Below are 16,161 nucleotides of genomic sequence, written 5' to 3'. Positions count from 1 at the left end.
CGCACACGTGTGAATAAAGGAATGAAGATGATTGGAGGTGTGAAAAGATGGAGTACGTGTATGCCGCTCTGCTGCTCCACGCCGCTGGTAAGGAGATAAACGAGGAGAACCTCAAGGCCGTCCTTGAGGCCGCTGGAGTCACCCCGGATGAGGCCAGGATAAAGGCCCTCGTTGCAGCGCTCGAGGGCGTCAACATCGACGAGGTCATCGAGAAGGCCGCCATGCCGGTCGCCGCTCCGGTCGCGGTCGCCGCCGCTCCGGCTCCCGCCGAGGGCGGTGCCGAGCAGGCCCAGGAGGAGGAAGAGGAGGAAGAGGAAGAGGTCAGCGAGGAGGAGGCCCTCGCTGGTCTCGGCGCCCTCTTCGGCTGAACTCCTCTTCCCTTTTGTCCGCCTTCGGGCGGGCTTTTCAAAACTTTTCTCAGCGCTTCCTGAAGACAACAATCGTCTTCCACATCCTTCTGTATCTGTCTGGGTTGAGCCTTCTCTTCAGCAACTCCATAAAGACCACGTAAGCTACAAAGAAGAGGACGGAAACGACAACCTTTTCAACCGTGTTCTTGAGGCCGTTGAGTGCGTTTATCCAAGCCACACCGAAGGTTCCAAGCATCAAGAATCCTGCGGTCTCGTACAGGGCAACGTTTCTCGGAAGGCTCTCAAACTTTCTGAGTGTTACTCCAACAACTAAAGTGATTAGGCCGATAAGTCCTAAAACCACAGTTGTTGTATCCACTGCACTTGCTCCATATCTCCGCACCAGCAGGGAATAAAGGGGAAGCGCCGGTGCCAGTGCGAAAAAGCCTGCGATGGTGACCCCACTTACGATGAGCACTTTTGTGCTTCTTCTCATTCCTTTTCCCCAATTAACATTGGCCGAGGTAACCTAAAAGGTTTTCGCGAACCGCAAGGTTTATGTTTAGCCCATCGGAACCATCAGGGGTGGGCCGGTGGCCTAGCCTGGATGGGGCGTCGGCCTTCGGAGCCGAAGGTCGCGGGTTCGAATCCCGCCCGGCCCGCCAGTTACAAACTTCGCCTGCGCGAAGTTTGACCAAGGTTCGTAGCTCCTTCTTCAGAGTTAACTTTTGAGAGATTTTCCTTATTGATAGGCCGTTTTGAGTGTGAGAACCATCTGACATTGCTTCTTGGGATAAATGGTTTATCTTTTAGAATCGACGCCCGAAGGGCGTCAAGAGAGAGTAAACCCTTTTGTAAGGGCGGTTTTGGTGTGTTCTCCTTTGAAAATGTGCAATTTTGCGAGCAAAATCTCCTCCATTCAAGTCCTTGCATAGGAGCTACTAACTTTTGGTGAAGCTTTTTCCAAAGCTTCCTGTACTCTCAAACCCCCGAGTGGGGCTTCGCCCCACGTTAAGAAACTTTGCCCAGCAAAGTTTCATCAAAGCCGGCATGCCTTTTGAATGGTTTGTTCTCAGGGGAGTTTACTTCCAAACTCGCCAGTTTTAAGCGTGTTTTTCTCACATTAGCGCCCTCCGAGCACCCTTTTAAGTTAAACACCTTCTCCAGGAGATATTGTAAGTGTAAACCCCGAACCAGTGGACTGCTTGATAACGCATACAACTTTCCTTTTGCCCTTTTGGACAGTTAAACCATTTTGGTCAAGCTTTGCGCAAGCAAAGCTTGTCGGCCTCAGGAGTGGTGGCCCTCCGCACCCCTCGGTGCCGGGCCAACCGCTCATCATCGGCCGGATTATTTTTATACCACCGCCTTAAATCCCCAGCGGTGGTTGGTATGATGCTCCCCGATTGGAAGATAAGAAAGGAGATTTTAATCGAGCCCTTCTCTGAGGAGTCCCTGCAACCTGCTGGCTACGACCTTCGCGTTGGCGATGAGGCTTACCTCAACGGTGAAATTCTGAACGTTAAAGAGCTCGGGACCTTCGTGATTCCCCCCAAAACGTACGCCCTCGTTTTGACTCTTGAGAGGATCAAGCTTCCGGACGACGTCATGGGAGACATGAAGCTGAGGAGCAGTCTCGCGAGGGAAGGGCTGATTGGGTCTTTTGCCTGGGTTGACCCGGGCTGGGACGGAAAGCTGACCCTCGGCATCTACAACGCCTCGGAGGAGCCGGTTGAGCTCTCCTACGGGGAGCGGTTCGTTCAGATTGCCTTCATCCGCCTTGAAGGGCCTGCGAGGAATCCCTATCGCGGAAGGTATCAGGGAAGCGCTGGAATCGCTCTCTCTAAGAGGAAGGGAGTGAAAAAGAGCTAGTCTCTGCTGTAACATTTCTTTCCATAATCTCCCCCTGTGGTCGGGTTCCAATGATGTTTTAATGCCCCTACCCAGGTAACGTCTTCTTCCCCCTTTTCGACAATTGTCACAAACTTTCGAGCCATTATGGCCATTTCCCAATTTTTCACATCAAAATGACATGTATATTTAGGTTCACTGCCGATTTAAGGGCAGAACTGGGCTCCTTTTCCGAAAGGTTTATATACCTCCGATTGCTTAGAGGATACCGAAAAAGCTTTTACGGAGGTGTTGTGAATGGCCGAGCTTCCAATTGCCCCGATTGACAGGCTTATTAGGAAGGCCGGTGCCGAGAGGGTCAGCGAGGAGGCCGCCAAGGTCCTCGCCGAGTACCTCGAGGAGTACGCCATCGAGCTCGCCAAGAAGGCCAACGAGTTCGCCAGGCACGCCGGCAGGAAGACCGTCAAGGCCGAGGACATCAAGCTCGCCATCAAGGCCTGATGGCCTTTTTGGCTTTTCTACCCATTTCAAACCGTTAGCGTTTTAAGCCTCTTCTCGCGCTTTCGACCATGCCGGAAATAGCCGTTCGAATGACCAGGCGCAACCACAACGCCTTCGTCCACCTCCTTGGAGCCCTTGAGAGCCAGGGCTTCGATTTGGGCGAGCTCCTAATAACTAAGGACTTCAATGAGATTCTGAAGGCAAAACCCAAAGTCGTCCTCTACTCCTTCTTCACGGAGGAAATCTGGGGCGACCTCCCGAGGGAAGTCCGGCTATTGAAGGAGAACGGCGCGCTTCTCGTGGCGGGAGGCTATCATGCGATAGCGATGCCAAAGCACACGCTCAACGTCCTCGGCTTTGACGTAGCCGTCATCGGGGAGGGTGAGGAGGTAATATACCAGCTTTTAACGACCCTGAAGAGAACAAACTACAGAATAACCCCCGAGCTCGCCAAGGTGAAGGGTCTCGCCTTCTACCTCAACGGGGAGTTTACCTTTACCGGCTTCGCGAAGGTCGAGGACTTCTGGCGCTTTCCACCGTATCCGGAGAGCGTCCGCCTGATTTCGCCGATAGAAATAAGCAGAGGCTGTCCCTTCCGCTGTTACTACTGTCAAACTCCCTACATCAAGGGCTTCCGCATGAGGCACAGGCCCATAGACCAGATTGTGAAGTACTCACGGAGAATGAAGGACATGCGCTACATAACGCCGAACGCCTTCGCCTACGGGAGTCCGGGTGCGATACTGAAGCTCAACAAGCTTGAGGCCCTTCTCAAGGCCCTCCAGCCCCTCAGGAAAGAGGGCAGGAGGCTATTCTATGGAACCTTTCCAAGCGAGGTTCGGCCGGAGTTCGTCCTTCCTGAGACGCTAGAGTTGCTCATTGACTACGCCGACAACAGGAGGCTAGCTATTGGGGCCCAGAGTGGAGATGATGCCATGCTCAAAGCCATGCACAGGCTCCACAGGGTCGAGCACGTTCAGCGGGCCGTTGAGTACATGCTCGAGTACGGCTTCGAGCCGGTGGTTGACTTCATCGTCGGCCTGCCGAACGAGAGCGCGGAGAGCCAGAGGAGGAGCATCGAGCTGATGAAGTGGATTATGAGGAAGGGCGGGAAGGTTAGGGCGCACTACTTCATGCCCCTTCCTGGAACTCCCTGGGCGCGGTGCAAGCCGAGTCCGCTGAGCGAGGAGATGAAGAAGTTCCTCGGTAGAATGGCCGCCAGGGGAAAAATAGAGGGCTCGTGGGGGATTCAGATAGAGCTTTCAAAAAGACTCCAGAAGCTGATAGAGGAGTTCTACGAGGAGCCGATGAGCTACCACGGAAGTATAAACTCAGTCTGCTGACGAAAGGGTTTTGTAACCTAACGCCGATTCTCTGTATGATGGGTATGAGAAACGTGGGTCCTGCCTTGGCCGTTGTGGTGTCTGCCATCTTCATCTATGCAATTACCGGTGACCTCACGTTGCCCGGAATAATCCTGTTAATGGCGGGGTTTCTTTACGTGATTTCCATCAAACCAACCCTGGGCGGTCCACTCCTGTACGGCCTCATCGGGTTCTTGGCGGGCTTTGTGCTGGCCATCGTTCTTGGCGTAACTGTATTCAAGAACTCCAAGATTGGAAGCGATGCGCTGATTTCGTTGCTCGTAATCGGTCCAGTGATTGCGATTTTACTAGGCAGGAGAAGCAACTACCGCCTCTGGTTCTTGCTGAGTCCCTGACCCAAAAGCTTTTAACTTCACGGAGTACTGAAGGGCGAGGGCGTTATGTACGCCGAAAACTATAAAAGATTCCTGGAGCTTATAGACGAACTGCGAGAGTTTGAAGGCGCCCTCATCGTTGAGGGCATGCGAGACGAGGTGGCTCTGAGGAATCTGGGGGTCAGAGCGGAGATAATCAGGCTCTCCCGCCTGCCTCTACCAGAGGTCGCGCTCATCGCCTCATCCTACGGCGAAGTCAAGATACTCACGGACTTTGACAGAAAGGGGGAGGAGCTGGCCAAAAAGCTCCTCCGCTACCTGGCCGGCTACCCCTGCAGGGTGGACGTGGAAACCCGGAAGGAGCTCAAGAAGCTGGTCAAGAAGGACATCAAGGGCATTGAAGACCTCTACGGCCTCTACCTGAAGGTAATCTCCGTTTCTGACCCCCGGCTGGAGGGGATTCGATGAAGAGAAAGAAGACGATACTCCAGCAGGTTTTGGCTGAAAAACGAAAAAAGGCTAAAGAGGGTGGTTTCATGTCAGGAAAAGACGAGTTCGGAACGACCAAATACGTCATCTACGCCGAGTTTGAGGCTAACGGCATCGTCGAAAGGCCCGACGTTGTTGGTGCTATTTTCGGACAGACTGAAGGTCTTCTCGGAGACGACCTTGACCTGAGGGAGCTCCAGAAGACCGGAAGGATTGGCAGGATTCGCGTCGAGGTTCACAACAAGGCCGGTAAGACCTACGGAACCATTACCGTCCCGTCGAGCCTCGACAGGGTCGAGACTGCAATCCTCGCCGCGGCGCTCGAAACCATCGACCGCGTTGGTCCGGCAGAGGCCAAGATAAGGGTCCTCCGCATAGAGGACGTCAGGGCGACCAAGAGGAAGTACATCATCGAGAGGGCCAAGGAGATACTTGAAACCCTCATGGAGCAGGAGATTCCCGAGACTCAGGAGCTCACCGAGGAGGTCAAGAAGGCCGTCAGGGCGAAAGAGCTCATCGAGTACGGGCCGGAGAAGCTTCCCGCAGGGCCTCACGTTCCGTTCTCCGACTCAATCATCGTCGTTGAGGGAAGGGCCGACGTTCTCAACCTGCTCAAGCACGGCATAAAGAACGCGATAGCGGTAGAGGGAACCTCGATTCCGGAAACCATAATCAAGCTCAGCAAGGAGAGAATAGTTACCGCCTTCACCGACGGCGACCGCGGTGGAGAGCTCATACTCAAGGAGCTCCTCCAGGTTGCCGACGTTGACTACGTTGCCCGTGCCCCGGAGGGCAAGGAAGTCGAGGAACTCACCAAGAAAGAGATAGTCAAGGCCCTGAGGAGCAAGGTTCCGGCCGAGCAGGTCATCAACGAGATGTTCAACAAGGGCAAGAGCTTCTACGAGCTGATAAGGGAAAGGGAAGAGAGGAAGCCCGAGCCTAGGAAGGTCGAGCCGAGAGAGCCGAGGGTCGTCCCGGTTAAAGTCGAGGAAAAGAAGCCGGAGAAGGTTGAGAAAGTCGAGAGGCCAGAGCCCAAGGAGGAGAAGATAGTCAAGCCCATCGAGAAGGCCCGCGTTCCAGAGCTTGAGGAGTTCGGCGAGTTCATCGAGCGCGTTAAGAAGGACGGAATAGCACTCCTCCTCGACGAGAACAAGAACGTCATAGCCGAGATACCGGTCAGGGAGCTCACGAACCAGCTCAAGGAGCGCAAGGACGTTTACGCGGTCGTCTTCAACGGCGTCATCACCCAGAGGCTCATAGATACCGTCAGCGAAACCGGCGTTCGCTACCTAATCGGCGCGAGGAAGTACAACGTCGTTAGAAGGCCTGTCCAGCTCAAGATAATAACCTTCGCCGAGTGATTAGCGGAGGATTACTCCGCTCCTCCCCCTTTCTATTGACATTCCCTTCTCTCTTGGGGTGTACAGGAGGGGGCTTTTCCTCACGTAAAGCCTTTCTCCCATGCCTTCCCGTGACACGACTTCAATAACGTAGTGGGCGTAGAGTGAGAACCACGAGAGGAACTTCCCCGATGTTCTGTCCCTGTTGAGAACCCACAGGTTTATGGACTCCCTACCGTCTGCTTCGCTAAGTGCCATGAACCTCTGAAATATTCTCAGTGTGTTCCTCTCCCCCAGGAAAAACGCAAAGCCATCGAGTGTGAAATCCACGCGAACAACCCGCTGGTCGCCCATTTTTTCCTGCTCAATTGTTCTGAACAGCATTGAATACTTGGGAACGAACGTGTCTGCTGAGAGGTTCTCCCCGGAGTAAACGAAGTCTTCATTGTATTTGATACCGTGAAGGGAGCCGAAGACGTCTATGACCGCCAGGTTCCCGCTTTCACCAAGGGCACGGAGGTCAACGCCGGAGGGAACGAGTTCAATTTCCAGCGTGGAGAGGGGCAAAACGGTGTTCGTTACAACTCCGAAGTCTCCCATCTCAACTCGATTTCTCATAATCTCAAAGGCTATTGTCCAGCCGGTTGAATAGGTGTTGTGAATTATCAGGAGGTTGCCGTTTGGAATCAGGCCTCCCCCTATTGCACGGTCGAGTTTCCTGATTCCAGTGCTCAGTAGCTCCATGGTCACCCCACCGTAACGTTCGTAAATTAGATTTTAACGTTTAGGTTTATCTCTCTTTTGGAATTTCGGACTAACCTTTATAACCGCTTTCCCCATTCCCCCACAGGTGGTTAAAGATGGTGGAGGAGCTAATTTGGAAGTACGCGCTCATCAACGCCTACACCCACAAGGGCAGGGCGAACCCGAAGGCGGTCATAGGGAAGGTCCTCGGTGAGAACCCCGAGCTGAGGCCAAAAGCCAAGGAGATAATCCCGCTCGTGAACGAGATAGTCGAGAAGGTGAATAACCTCTCCGTTGAGGAGCAGGAGGCGAAGCTGAGAGAACTTTACCCCGAGTTCTTCGAGGAGAAAAAGGCCAAGAAGGAGGAGAAGAAGGGCCTTCCCCCGCTTCCCAAGGCGGAGAAGGGAAAGGTCGTCACCCGCTTCGCGCCCAACCCCGACGGTGCCTTCCACCTTGGAAACGCGAGGGCAGCTATTCTGAGCCACGAGTACGCGAGGATGTACGACGGCAAGTTCATACTACGCTTCGACGACACCGACCCGAAGGTCAAGAGGCCGGAACCGATTTTCTATGAGTGGATTAAAGAAGACTTGGAGTGGCTCGGCTTCAAGATTGATGAGATACACATAGCGAGCGACAGGCTCGAGATATACTACGACTACGCTGAGAAGCTGATAAAGATGGGCAAGGCCTACGTCTGCACCTGCCCGCCGGAGAAGTTCCGCGAGCTCCGCGACAAGGGAATAGCCTGCCCCCACAGGGACGAGCCGGTTGAGGTTCAGCTCGAACGCTGGAGGAAGATGCTCAACGGAGAGTACAGGGAGGGCGAAGCGGTTGTCAGAATAAAGACCGACCTCAAGCATCCGAATCCCGCCGTTAGGGACTGGCCGGCGCTCAGGATAATAGACAACCCCAACCACCCGAGAACCGGCAACAAGTACCGCGTCTGGCCCCTCTACAACTTCGCATCAGCGATAGACGACCACGAGCTTGGCGTTACACACATCTTCCGCGGGCAGGAGCACGCTGAGAACGAGACGAGGCAGAGGTACGTTTACGAGTACCTCGGCTGGGAGTATCCGGTCACGGTGCACCACGGCAGGCTGAGCATCGAGGGCGTTATCCTCAGCAAGTCCAAGACGAGGAAGGGCATCGAGGAAGGTAAATACCTCGGCTGGGACGACCCGAGGCTCGGAACGATTAGGGCCCTGAGGAGGCGCGGAATAAGGCCCGAGGCGATAAGGGAGCTAATAATCGAGGTCGGTCTGAAGAGAAGCGACACCACAGTTAGCTGGGACAACCTCGCCGCCATAAACAGGCGCATAATCGAGCCGATAGCGAACCGCTACTTCTTCGTCGCCGACCCGGTTCCGATGTACATAGAGGGCTACGACGAGGAATTCACAGCCGAGATTCCGCTCCATCCAGACCACCCGGAGAGGGGCGTTAGGAGGCTCAAATTCGTCCCCGGAAAGCCGGTTTACGTCTCCAGGGACGACATGGAGCTCTTCAAGCCCGGCAACTTCGTCCGCCTTAAGGACCTCTTCAACGTCGAAATCCTTGAGGTGAACGAGGACGGCATTAAGGCGAGGTTCCACAGTGTGGACTACGAAGTGGCCAGAAAGAACAGGTGGAGGATGGTTCACTGGGTCACCGAGGGCAAGCCCTGTGAAGTCTGGGTTCCCGAGGGCGAGGAGCTCATCATCAGGGAGGGGCTCCTTGAAAGCGACGCCGACGTTAAGGTCGATGACGTCGTCCAGTTCGAGCGCTTCGGCTTCGTGAGAATAGACGAGGTAAAAGATGGAAAAGTCAGGGCGATTTTCGCCCACAAGTGATTCATTCTTTCTTTCCAAATATTTCGTTGCCCAGCGCACCGAATCCAACAAGCACTACTGCGAGCAGGGCACCAATCCAGTTAACCCCTCCAGATTTGACCGTTGTGTAGAGGGAGTAGAGCCCCATTGGTATGAGGGCGACGAAGAGAATGGTCCCCGCTACCTTCTGAGTGGTGCTTGGCTGAATTCCGGTAACCCGCTCAACGTTATTTGAAATCACAGGGATGTACTCAAAAACTGCCGTGAAGAACACTGCGGTAGAGACCCCGAGCAACAGTGCTTGGGCCAAGCTGGGTACTGAATCTGGAACGCCCACCAGCAGCACCAGTCCCATCAGATACATGGCTGCCCTGTTCCTTCCAACTCTGGTGTTGAACTCTATTATCTGGAGTCCAACTTCCGATATCGGAAGTATGCTGGTGATTCCAGCGAGGAATATTGAAACCGCTATCAGCAGCAGAAGACCTTTGTAGTCGGCGAGAATCGTTGGGAGCTGTCCCATGAGGTGAATTGCTCCTTCCTCTCCACCGTACACGTACTTCAAGAGCTCCTCCGGGGTAGAGGGGGCTATGGCGTAGACCATCGTAATTGTGGCGAGGAGGCCGATGATGGTTTGTATAATAACACCCGCCCCAATGATGAGCTTGGCGTTGAAGCGCTCGTTCATGAAACTGCCGAGCATCAGGTAGAAGGCAAATCCAAGGCCGACACCGTAGATGGCCTTCTCAATGGCGGCCATTACAAGGTCTACAGTTATCGGGTGTCTGCTCATTATCATGTGCTTTGCCATACCCAGAAACGCCGCGGTCGGCGGAATCTTCGACACGAATGCCACAGTCGTAACGACGACTGAGATAACGAGTACCATTGAACCCGCTGCCATTATCGTGAACGTCTTCTCCTTGGCCCTCGTCAGGACGATGAAGACTATCGCCACCATCAGGACCTTAGCTATGAGCCTTCCGATGGTCCCTGTTCCAACGATTGGAGACAGGAGAACGAGCATGGTGTTGGCGGTATAGTATGAGAGGAACACGACTATCATCGCCAGCACTGCGAGCATCATGGCGGGTTTTCTTAGAACTTTGTTGTAGAGCTCAACGAAGTAGTAGCCCGATTTTATGACCTTCTCTGCCTCTGTTATAGCAACGTACGTAAACACGGCCAGGAACAGCAGATGCACTACAAGCCCCGTTAGTCCATATTCCATCCAGAACTGGGGAAACAGCCCAATTGTTCCTATCCCCGTTGCAAATCCGGCAACGAGGAACATCAGGTACAGCGTCCACTTCCTTATTTCATCCATCCCAACCACCCCTAAGAGCTTTCCTTTCGAATGGAAACCTGAAAATTAAAAGCTTTACCGTGCGATTCCCCTTAAAAATTTAGAAATTTGAAATCTTTATTCGAATTGGAGCGTGGCTTTGGAACATTCAGTCCAGGCCAACCCACTTCACGAGGCCGAGCAGGAACTTGTGGGGAAGCTTCTCGTGGTGCGGGTAAACGCGCAACGCGTAGTGCCAGCAGGGGTCTCCGAGGTGCCTCAGCGCGCTTCCGCGGTAGGTGTAGAGCCACTTTCCACCTTCGAGCCGCTTCGGATGCCTGAGCTCGACGATGTGCGGCCTCTCTATGTGGTACCCCTCCGCCCTGACTCCATAGTAGAGCTCGACGCGAACGTCTTCAGGCTTCAGCCCGTCGAGGTCAACCGTCACCTCAAGGCCTGAGCGGTCGTCGAAGACCTTAACGTCAACGAAGCCCACCTTCGGCCACGACTCGGTTACGCGGTCCTTCCACTCGGCTATCTCCCTCGCGCCCCGGTAGTTCTCCCTCGTGAGCCATATGTGGTTGCTCATGGCCTTTGAGTAGAACTTGTCCATGTACTCCTTGACCATTCTGTGCGTACTGAACCTCGGGGCGATGCTCTTTATGCTCTCCTTCATCATGTAAATCCACTTCGGCCTGTTGCCGTAGTAGGTCGGGATTATCTCCCTCTCAAGGAGGTCGTAGAGGGCCTGGGCATCTTTAACGTCGTCGGCCTCGCTCTCGGGCTCTGTGCTCTCCTCGCCTATGACCCAGCCGTTCTTTCCGTTGTAGCCCTCGACCCACCAGCCGTCAAAGATGCTCGCGTTCAAAACCCCGTTCAATCCAGCCTTCATTCCGCTCGTCCCGCTAGCTTCGAGGGGTCGCCTCGGCGTGTTCAGCCAGACGTCGACACCTGCAACCATGAGCCTCGCGCTTCCCATGTCGTAGTTTTCCATGACGAATATCTTGCCCCTGAACTCGGGCATCTTGCTGACCTCGTAAATCCTCCTCAGGAACTCCTTGCCTCCCCAGTCGTTGGGGTGGGCCTTTCCGCCGAAGACGATATAGACGGGCCTCGTCGGGTCGTTCAGGAGCTTTCTGAGCCTGTCGAGGTCCGTGAGAAGAAGAACCGCGCGCTTGTATGTTGCAAAGCGCCTCGCGAAGCCTATTATGAGCGCGTTCTCGTCTATGGCCGGAATCGGGTCGTCGGTTCCGAGACGCTCGTTCCGCTCCATCGCCTTCCTCCTGAGGAGCTCAATGAACTGCCTCTTAGCCTCGAGGTGGGCTTCCCAGAGCTCTTCATCGGGAATCCTCTCGACGGCGTACCAGATACCTTCAAGGTTCGTGTGCTCGCGCCAGACCTTGCCGATGTAGCGGTCGAAGAGCTTCCTCATCTCGTTGTGAACCCACGTCATCGTGTGGACGCCGTTGGTTATTGGTTCGATGGGTATCTCGTCGAGCGGAACTCCAGGCCAGAGGTCCTGCCACATCCTTCTGCTCACTTCTGCGTGCAGTCTGCTGACACCGTTAACGTAGCTCGACGTTCTAATCGCTAGAAGGGTCATGTTGAGGTGGTCCCCCTCCCTGCCGAGTTCGAGGAGCTCTTCCCTGCCTTCGAGGAACTTGGCGAGTCTTTTCCGAACCTCCTCAATCGGAAACCTGTCGTGGCCGGCCGGAACGGGCGTGTGAGTCGTAAAGACCGTCGTTCCCCTGACGACGCTCAGCGCCTCGGTGAACGTGAGGCCCTCGTCCATGAGCCATGCAATCCTCTGGAGGTTCGCGAAGGCCGGATGCCCCTCGTTGAGGTGGACGACGCCGGGCTCTATTCCCAGGGCCTTTAACAGTCTCATTCCACCGATGCCGAGGAGGATTTCCTGCTTTATCCTCTTGTCCATCTCGGCGTTGTAGAGGTAGTCGCATATCTTCCTGTCGTCCTCGCCGTTCTCGGGGACGTCGGTGTCGAGGAGGTAAATCCTCACCCTGCCGACCTGAACCTCGAAGGCCCTCGCGTAGACCGTCCTGTCCTCAATCGGCACCTCAATTAGGAGCCTCTCCCCGTTCCTGTCGAGGACGGGCTTTATCGGCATCTCTTCAGGTCTGTACTCCGGGAAAACCTCAATCTGGTTTCCGTTTTCGTCTATCTCCTGACGGAAGTAGCCGTGCTTGTAGAGCAGGCCGACGGCTATGAAGGGAAGCCCGAGGTCGCTCGCGGTCTTGACGTGGTCGCCGGCCAAGATGCCGAGCCCGCCGGAGTAAATGGGGAGGCTCTTGCTTATGCCGTACTCCATGCACAGGTACACAATCGGCTTGTCCCAGTTTGGATAGTTGGTCGAAAACCAAGTTGAGTCCGGGTTCATGTAGTCCTCAAACTGCTCCATGACGAGCTCGTAGAGGTTCATGAAGTCGTCATCACGAAGGAGCTCGCGGAACCTGTGGGGGGGCGTGTCGAGGAGAAGCTTCACAGGGTTCTTGTACTCGGCCCAGTGCTCGGGGTCTATCTTTTCCCAGAGCTTCGTAGCCCTTCTGTTCCAGCTCCACCAGTAGTTGTAAGCTAAATCAGCGAGCCCCCTGAGCGGACTCGGAAGTCTCTCACGAATTGTTTCATAAGTGCACTCGTCAACCCTCGCCATAGAAACCACCGCGTATCATCATGGGTGATACTAATTTCTCGCGAACCTTAAAAACTCTGTCGCTCGGCGTTCGACGAAGTTCAAAGGACCCGGATTTTTACGAGCTGATACGTCCCCTTATGGTATCTCTCTAATGTCAGGACGAGTTCCGAACCGGGGAGGTCTTTCAGGGAGGCTTTTAGCCGGATTTCAAACGTGTCGCCCCTTTCCAAGAAGGGGTTCCGGTACCTACCGTATATCTTTGTTAGCTCGGCCTTTATTTCATCCACCAGCTTGAATGGCTCTGAAGTCAGTTCCCGGAGCTTGAAAGTGCGACCCCCGACTTCAACGGGCAGTTCGTCGTCCCTGCACCAAATTGTCCATGCGCGGTACCTCTTCGTGAGGGGGCCCGGAACGCGCTCCTTTCCCCTCCTCTTCTTCATGGTTCCAAGTGTTGAGAGGTACACGTTCATTAGAGTCGTGTAGTAGTCCACCTTTGTGGACTTGGAGATTGTCTCCTCAACCTTCCAGAAGACCTCGAAGTTCTCAAAGTACCACCTACCAAGCTCGATAACGTCGCGAATAAAATCGCTCAGGGGCACCTCAACCGTCTTGGCCCTCGGAAACCAGTCACCCATATTGTTCACGAGGTGTATCCTTACAACATTCCTCTCCCGCGGCACCTCGAAGTAGAAGTCGAGGAACTGGAAGAAAAGGGAGGTTCTAATGATTAGCGAATCCTCTCTCACGGGCAGATTTTCGTCCAGGGCGTCTTCAAGGTTGTAAACGTGGAGTTCACGGTGTCCCCGAACAATCGAACACGCCACGTCGAGGAGCTCCTGAACGAAGCCGTAGAAGTCCACACACGCACCTTCCTGCACATCTATGTGCCAGCTCCCGAGGGGGATTCCCGTGACCCTGAGCTCGCCCCACGCATATTCGAGGTCGCAGGAATCGTGGGTTGAAAAGTCAATCCAGAACTCGAGTACCCTGCCCCGAAACTTCGGTCTCAGCAGGAACCACGGCTCCCCGTATCTCTTCCTGTAAACCTCCCTCGCCATCCTGTACGCGTTTCCCAGTTCCCGGTAGTCAATGGGTCTATGGCCGCTTTTCAGTAGGAGCCGGTTTATTTTCCCTGCATAGTCCCGGAGGAACCGGTATGCCATGGTGAGCGATTCTTTAAGGAGCTTATCCCAGCCCATGCACGCCCCGGCTATGCAAACGTAGTCCCTGGCCGTTCGAAACTTCCATCTCAGCGGAACCGGTGGGACGTAGCTACCTTCATGATGCCCGACCGGCAGGAGGAGGAGCCACTCAAGGAGTGCCGTTCCCGGGGCCTCCCCGAACTTCATCCAGCCCCTTTCATGAGTGTAAACTGAGGGCATCATGGTGAGCTCTCCGTCTCTCAGGAAAACCTCAACCGAAATCGGGTATCCATGGAGCTCCCCAACCCTCATCGGAAAAATATGAAAATGGGGCCAAATAAAAAGCTTGTCATGCCCGCTCCAAAACGAACGGGCTTATGTAGTCGCCGTACTTCTCCCTTGCCTCAAGGAGCCTCTTCCTCTCCTCCTCGAGAACCCGGAAGAGCTCCTCGGGAACTTCCTTGACCTTCTCGCGGTAGATTTTCTCTATGCGCTCAATCTTGGCGAGCAGTTCTGGAACCCTTATCGTGAACTGCTTCTCGTAGGCTTCCCTGCTGTAGTCCTTGTTGAGAACCTCCTTGAAGAGCCTTGCCAAGTCCTCGTACTTGGGAATGTAGCCTATCGGCGTCTCGATTGCATCAACGTCGCCGTGAACTCTTAACTCCATCCACTTGAGCCACACCGCTTTGTCGAGCTTGTGGTTGAGCCAGTTGCCGTTCTCGTCGCGGAGGAAGTAGTTGACGGCGAATATCTTCGGCGCTTTCCTCAGCTTCTCGCCGAACCTCAGGTAGTTCTCGATGTACTCGCCGAGCGGGACGCTCATGAAGTCGAGTATGGCCATCGGGTTAAAGGCCCTAACGCCTTCCTTCCCAAGGGTCGCCGCCGTCGTCTCGCTCTCAAGCGAGGCGCCCATAGTTATAACACCGTGCTTCCAGTCAAAGGCTTCCCTCACCGGGGGCCAGGTGTCCTTATCGCGGCCGCCGAAAATCATTCCGCCGACTTCCACACCGCACGGGTTCTCAAGGGCTTCCAAATCCACGTTCGGGAAGTGCTCGAGAGAAACCGTGAAGCGCGCGTTCTTGTGACTCGGCGGTATCTCGTTGCCTTCTTTATCCTTCTTGCCCTTCCACCACTTCCCGCTGTGGTTCTCTCCCTCCTCCGGAATCTCGACGCCCATCTCGTTCCAGTAGGGCTTTCCGTCCTTGACGAGGACGTTCGAGAAGATTATCTCGACCGGTGAGTGCAGGACCTTCCAGATTATCGGGTCGTCCTCGGGGTTGACGCCCTGGATTATGCCGAAAACGCCCTTCTCGACGTTGGCACCGCGGGCGACGCCGTTGACCGGGAGGATAAACGTAAGGTCGTCTCCAACGATGTTCTCCCAGGGAATCATGGCGGTGGAGGTCTTACCGCACATGCTTGGATATGCACCGGTGAAGTAGGTCTTCCTGCCGTTCGGGCCGTTGACCCTCATTAGGAACATGTGCTCGCTGAGCCAGCCCTCTTTGACCGCCTTCTGAATGGTGAGCCTGAAGGCGAGCTTCTTCAAACCGATGGTGTTGCCACCGTACTGGGTGTTGACGGAGTAAACGGTGTCATCCACGAGGTCGATGTAAATCCTCCTCTTGTCCAGATTCTTGCTGGTCTTCCTCTCGTCGAGCTCTCCTGCCGAGTGGACGAAGCGGAAGAACTTCGCGTTCCTTCCGAGGCGCTTGAACTCCTCGTAGCCCTTTCTGTAGAGTATGAACTCGGAGTGGGCGACGTAGGCAGAGTCGGTGAGCTGGACGGCCGGAATGGTGAATATCGAGTTCTTGGGCCCGAGAACGAAGAAGCATATGAAGAGTTCCTTGCCTTTCATGACGCCCTTCATGAGCTCCCTAATCTCCTTCAAACCCTCGTCGCGGTCCTTGGTGTTGAGGAAGGGAATCTCCTTTCCGCCGGGGACGAGGAGCTTGGTGTTGGCCTTGTCCCTGGCCTGGTCGTAGTAGTTGTCGTAGTGGACGGTGTGGTTCGGCGTTTCGAGCATCTTCTCTTCTCCATAGTAGAGGGCCTTCCAGCGGACGTACTGCTCGTCCTCTTCGCTGTCGGTGCAGACGAAAACCTTGCTCGGCTCGAGCCACTCAATCCACTCCGCCAAAAAAGCGTGAAGCTCGGGGTTGTCTATCGCCTTAACCTTCTCGAACTGTTCTTCGGGGAGGAGTTCCCTAAGCTTTTCAAGGGCGTCCATTTTTGTCGCCTCCATCGGATGTGTGCATCTTACCTATTTAAAGTTCCTTCGTCGTTGTGACCATCAACT

14 protein-coding genes and 1 tRNA gene are annotated in these 16,161 nt (G+C 54.7%); 9 read left to right on the top strand and 6 right to left on the bottom strand.

Features of this window, described 5'->3' with window-relative positions; genetic code table 11:
- Positions 1–47: 47 nt before the first annotated feature.
- Complete coding sequence (gene rpl12p / locus BD01_RS00195; protein ID WP_042688703.1) at positions 48–368, top strand: 50S ribosomal protein P1; 321 nt, start codon at positions 48–50, stop codon at positions 366–368.
- A gap of 49 nt (positions 369–417) precedes the next feature.
- Here rpl12p and BD01_RS00190 read toward each other — a convergent pair whose 3' ends face one another.
- Entirely contained in the window at positions 418–846 is a 429-nt protein-coding gene (locus BD01_RS00190) for a hypothetical protein (RefSeq protein ID WP_042688700.1), read from the bottom strand.
- 91 nt (positions 847–937) lie between these two features.
- On the opposite strand from BD01_RS00190, the gene BD01_RS00185 reads away from it, so the two are divergent.
- The 7 genes from BD01_RS00185 (at position 938) to dnaG (ending at position 6,251) form a co-directional block, all read left to right on the top strand.
- A tRNA-Arg gene (locus BD01_RS00185) sits at positions 938–1,015 on the top strand.
- Between the two features lie 727 nt (positions 1,016–1,742).
- Entirely contained in the window at positions 1,743–2,222 is a 480-nt protein-coding gene (gene dcd, locus BD01_RS00180; RefSeq protein ID WP_042688697.1) for a dCTP deaminase, read from the top strand.
- Positions 2,223–2,498: 276 nt separating this feature from the next.
- Entirely contained in the window at positions 2,499–2,702 is a 204-nt protein-coding gene (gene hpkA, locus BD01_RS00175; protein WP_042688694.1) for an archaeal histone HpkA, read from the top strand.
- 68 nt (positions 2,703–2,770) lie between these two features.
- A complete protein-coding gene (locus BD01_RS00170) occupies positions 2,771–4,045 on the top strand; it encodes a TIGR04013 family B12-binding domain/radical SAM domain-containing protein (protein ID WP_042688690.1) in 1,275 nt (424 codons plus the stop codon).
- A gap of 35 nt (positions 4,046–4,080) precedes the next feature.
- Positions 4,081–4,422, top strand: a complete 342-nt coding sequence (locus BD01_RS00165) for a hypothetical protein (RefSeq protein ID WP_156927368.1) — start codon at positions 4,081–4,083, stop codon at positions 4,420–4,422.
- 45 nt (positions 4,423–4,467) lie between these two features.
- Entirely contained in the window at positions 4,468–4,869 is a 402-nt protein-coding gene (locus BD01_RS00160) for a toprim domain-containing protein (protein WP_042688686.1), read from the top strand.
- The gene (gene dnaG / locus BD01_RS00155; protein ID WP_042688685.1) at positions 4,866–6,251 is read left to right on the top strand and encodes a DNA primase DnaG; all 1,386 of its coding nucleotides are present in this window, start codon (positions 4,866–4,868) and stop codon (positions 6,249–6,251) included. The genes BD01_RS00160 and dnaG overlap by 4 nt, the downstream gene beginning before the upstream one ends.
- On the opposite strand, the gene BD01_RS00150 is transcribed toward dnaG, so the two are convergent.
- Positions 6,252–6,974 carry a hypothetical protein gene (locus tag BD01_RS00150; RefSeq protein ID WP_042688681.1) on the bottom strand — a complete coding sequence of 241 codons (723 nt, stop codon included), beginning with the start codon at positions 6,972–6,974 and terminating at the stop codon, positions 6,252–6,254.
- 116 nt (positions 6,975–7,090) lie between these two features.
- On the opposite strand from BD01_RS00150, the gene BD01_RS00145 reads away from it, so the two are divergent.
- The gene (locus tag BD01_RS00145; protein ID WP_042688680.1) at positions 7,091–8,809 is read left to right on the top strand and encodes a glutamate--tRNA ligase; all 1,719 of its coding nucleotides are present in this window, start codon (positions 7,091–7,093) and stop codon (positions 8,807–8,809) included.
- A gap of 1 nt (position 8,810) precedes the next feature.
- Here BD01_RS00145 and BD01_RS00140 read toward each other — a convergent pair whose 3' ends face one another.
- The 4 genes from BD01_RS00140 to BD01_RS00125 form a co-directional block, all read right to left on the bottom strand.
- Positions 8,811–10,115: a sodium-dependent transporter gene (locus BD01_RS00140; RefSeq protein WP_042688678.1), complete on the bottom strand. Its 1,305-nt coding sequence runs from the start codon at positions 10,113–10,115 to the stop codon at positions 8,811–8,813.
- A gap of 127 nt (positions 10,116–10,242) precedes the next feature.
- Positions 10,243–12,741 (bottom strand): maltodextrin phosphorylase, encoded by a 2,499-nt coding sequence (gene malP / locus BD01_RS00135; protein ID WP_042688677.1) that lies wholly within the window; start codon positions 12,739–12,741, stop codon positions 10,243–10,245.
- A gap of 80 nt (positions 12,742–12,821) precedes the next feature.
- Positions 12,822–14,177: a hypothetical protein gene (locus BD01_RS00130; RefSeq protein WP_042688673.1), complete on the bottom strand. Its 1,356-nt coding sequence runs from the start codon at positions 14,175–14,177 to the stop codon at positions 12,822–12,824.
- Between the two features lie 37 nt (positions 14,178–14,214).
- Complete coding sequence (locus BD01_RS00125) at positions 14,215–16,092, bottom strand: phosphoenolpyruvate carboxykinase (GTP) (protein WP_042688670.1); 1,878 nt, start codon at positions 16,090–16,092, stop codon at positions 14,215–14,217.
- Positions 16,093–16,161: the final 69 nt, after the last annotated feature.

The sequence above is a fragment of the Thermococcus nautili genome (assembly GCF_000585495.1).
GTDB lineage: Archaea > Methanobacteriota_B > Thermococci > Thermococcales > Thermococcaceae > Thermococcus > Thermococcus nautili.
Note: the sequence above shows the minus strand (reverse complement) of the source record. Positions and strands in the feature narration are given on the sequence as shown.

Excerpts from the sequence above, each read along its gene's own strand:
- BD01_RS00125 (WP_042688670.1), bottom strand. The coding sequence starts at position 16,092 with ATGGACGCCCTTGAAAAGCTTAGGGAACTCCTCCCCGAAGAACAGTTC.
- BD01_RS00190 (WP_042688700.1), bottom strand. The coding sequence starts at position 846 with ATGAGAAGAAGCACAAAAGTGCTCATCGTAAGTGGGGTCACCATCGCA.
- dnaG (WP_042688685.1), top strand. The coding sequence starts at position 4,866 with ATGAAGAGAAAGAAGACGATACTCCAGCAGGTTTTGGCTGAAAAACGA.
- BD01_RS00170 (WP_042688690.1), top strand. The coding sequence starts at position 2,771 with ATGCCGGAAATAGCCGTTCGAATGACCAGGCGCAACCACAACGCCTTC.
- BD01_RS00150 (WP_042688681.1), bottom strand. The coding sequence starts at position 6,974 with ATGGAGCTACTGAGCACTGGAATCAGGAAACTCGACCGTGCAATAGGG.
- BD01_RS00165 (WP_156927368.1), top strand. The coding sequence starts at position 4,081 with ATGATGGGTATGAGAAACGTGGGTCCTGCCTTGGCCGTTGTGGTGTCT.
- hpkA (WP_042688694.1), top strand. The coding sequence starts at position 2,499 with ATGGCCGAGCTTCCAATTGCCCCGATTGACAGGCTTATTAGGAAGGCC.
- malP (WP_042688677.1), bottom strand. The coding sequence starts at position 12,741 with ATGGCGAGGGTTGACGAGTGCACTTATGAAACAATTCGTGAGAGACTT.
- dcd (WP_042688697.1), top strand. The coding sequence starts at position 1,743 with ATGATGCTCCCCGATTGGAAGATAAGAAAGGAGATTTTAATCGAGCCC.
- rpl12p (WP_042688703.1), top strand. The coding sequence starts at position 48 with ATGGAGTACGTGTATGCCGCTCTGCTGCTCCACGCCGCTGGTAAGGAG.
- BD01_RS00160 (WP_042688686.1), top strand. The coding sequence starts at position 4,468 with ATGTACGCCGAAAACTATAAAAGATTCCTGGAGCTTATAGACGAACTG.
- BD01_RS00140 (WP_042688678.1), bottom strand. The coding sequence starts at position 10,115 with ATGGATGAAATAAGGAAGTGGACGCTGTACCTGATGTTCCTCGTTGCC.
- BD01_RS00145 (WP_042688680.1), top strand. The coding sequence starts at position 7,091 with ATGGTGGAGGAGCTAATTTGGAAGTACGCGCTCATCAACGCCTACACC.
- BD01_RS00130 (WP_042688673.1), bottom strand. The coding sequence starts at position 14,177 with ATGAGGGTTGGGGAGCTCCATGGATACCCGATTTCGGTTGAGGTTTTC.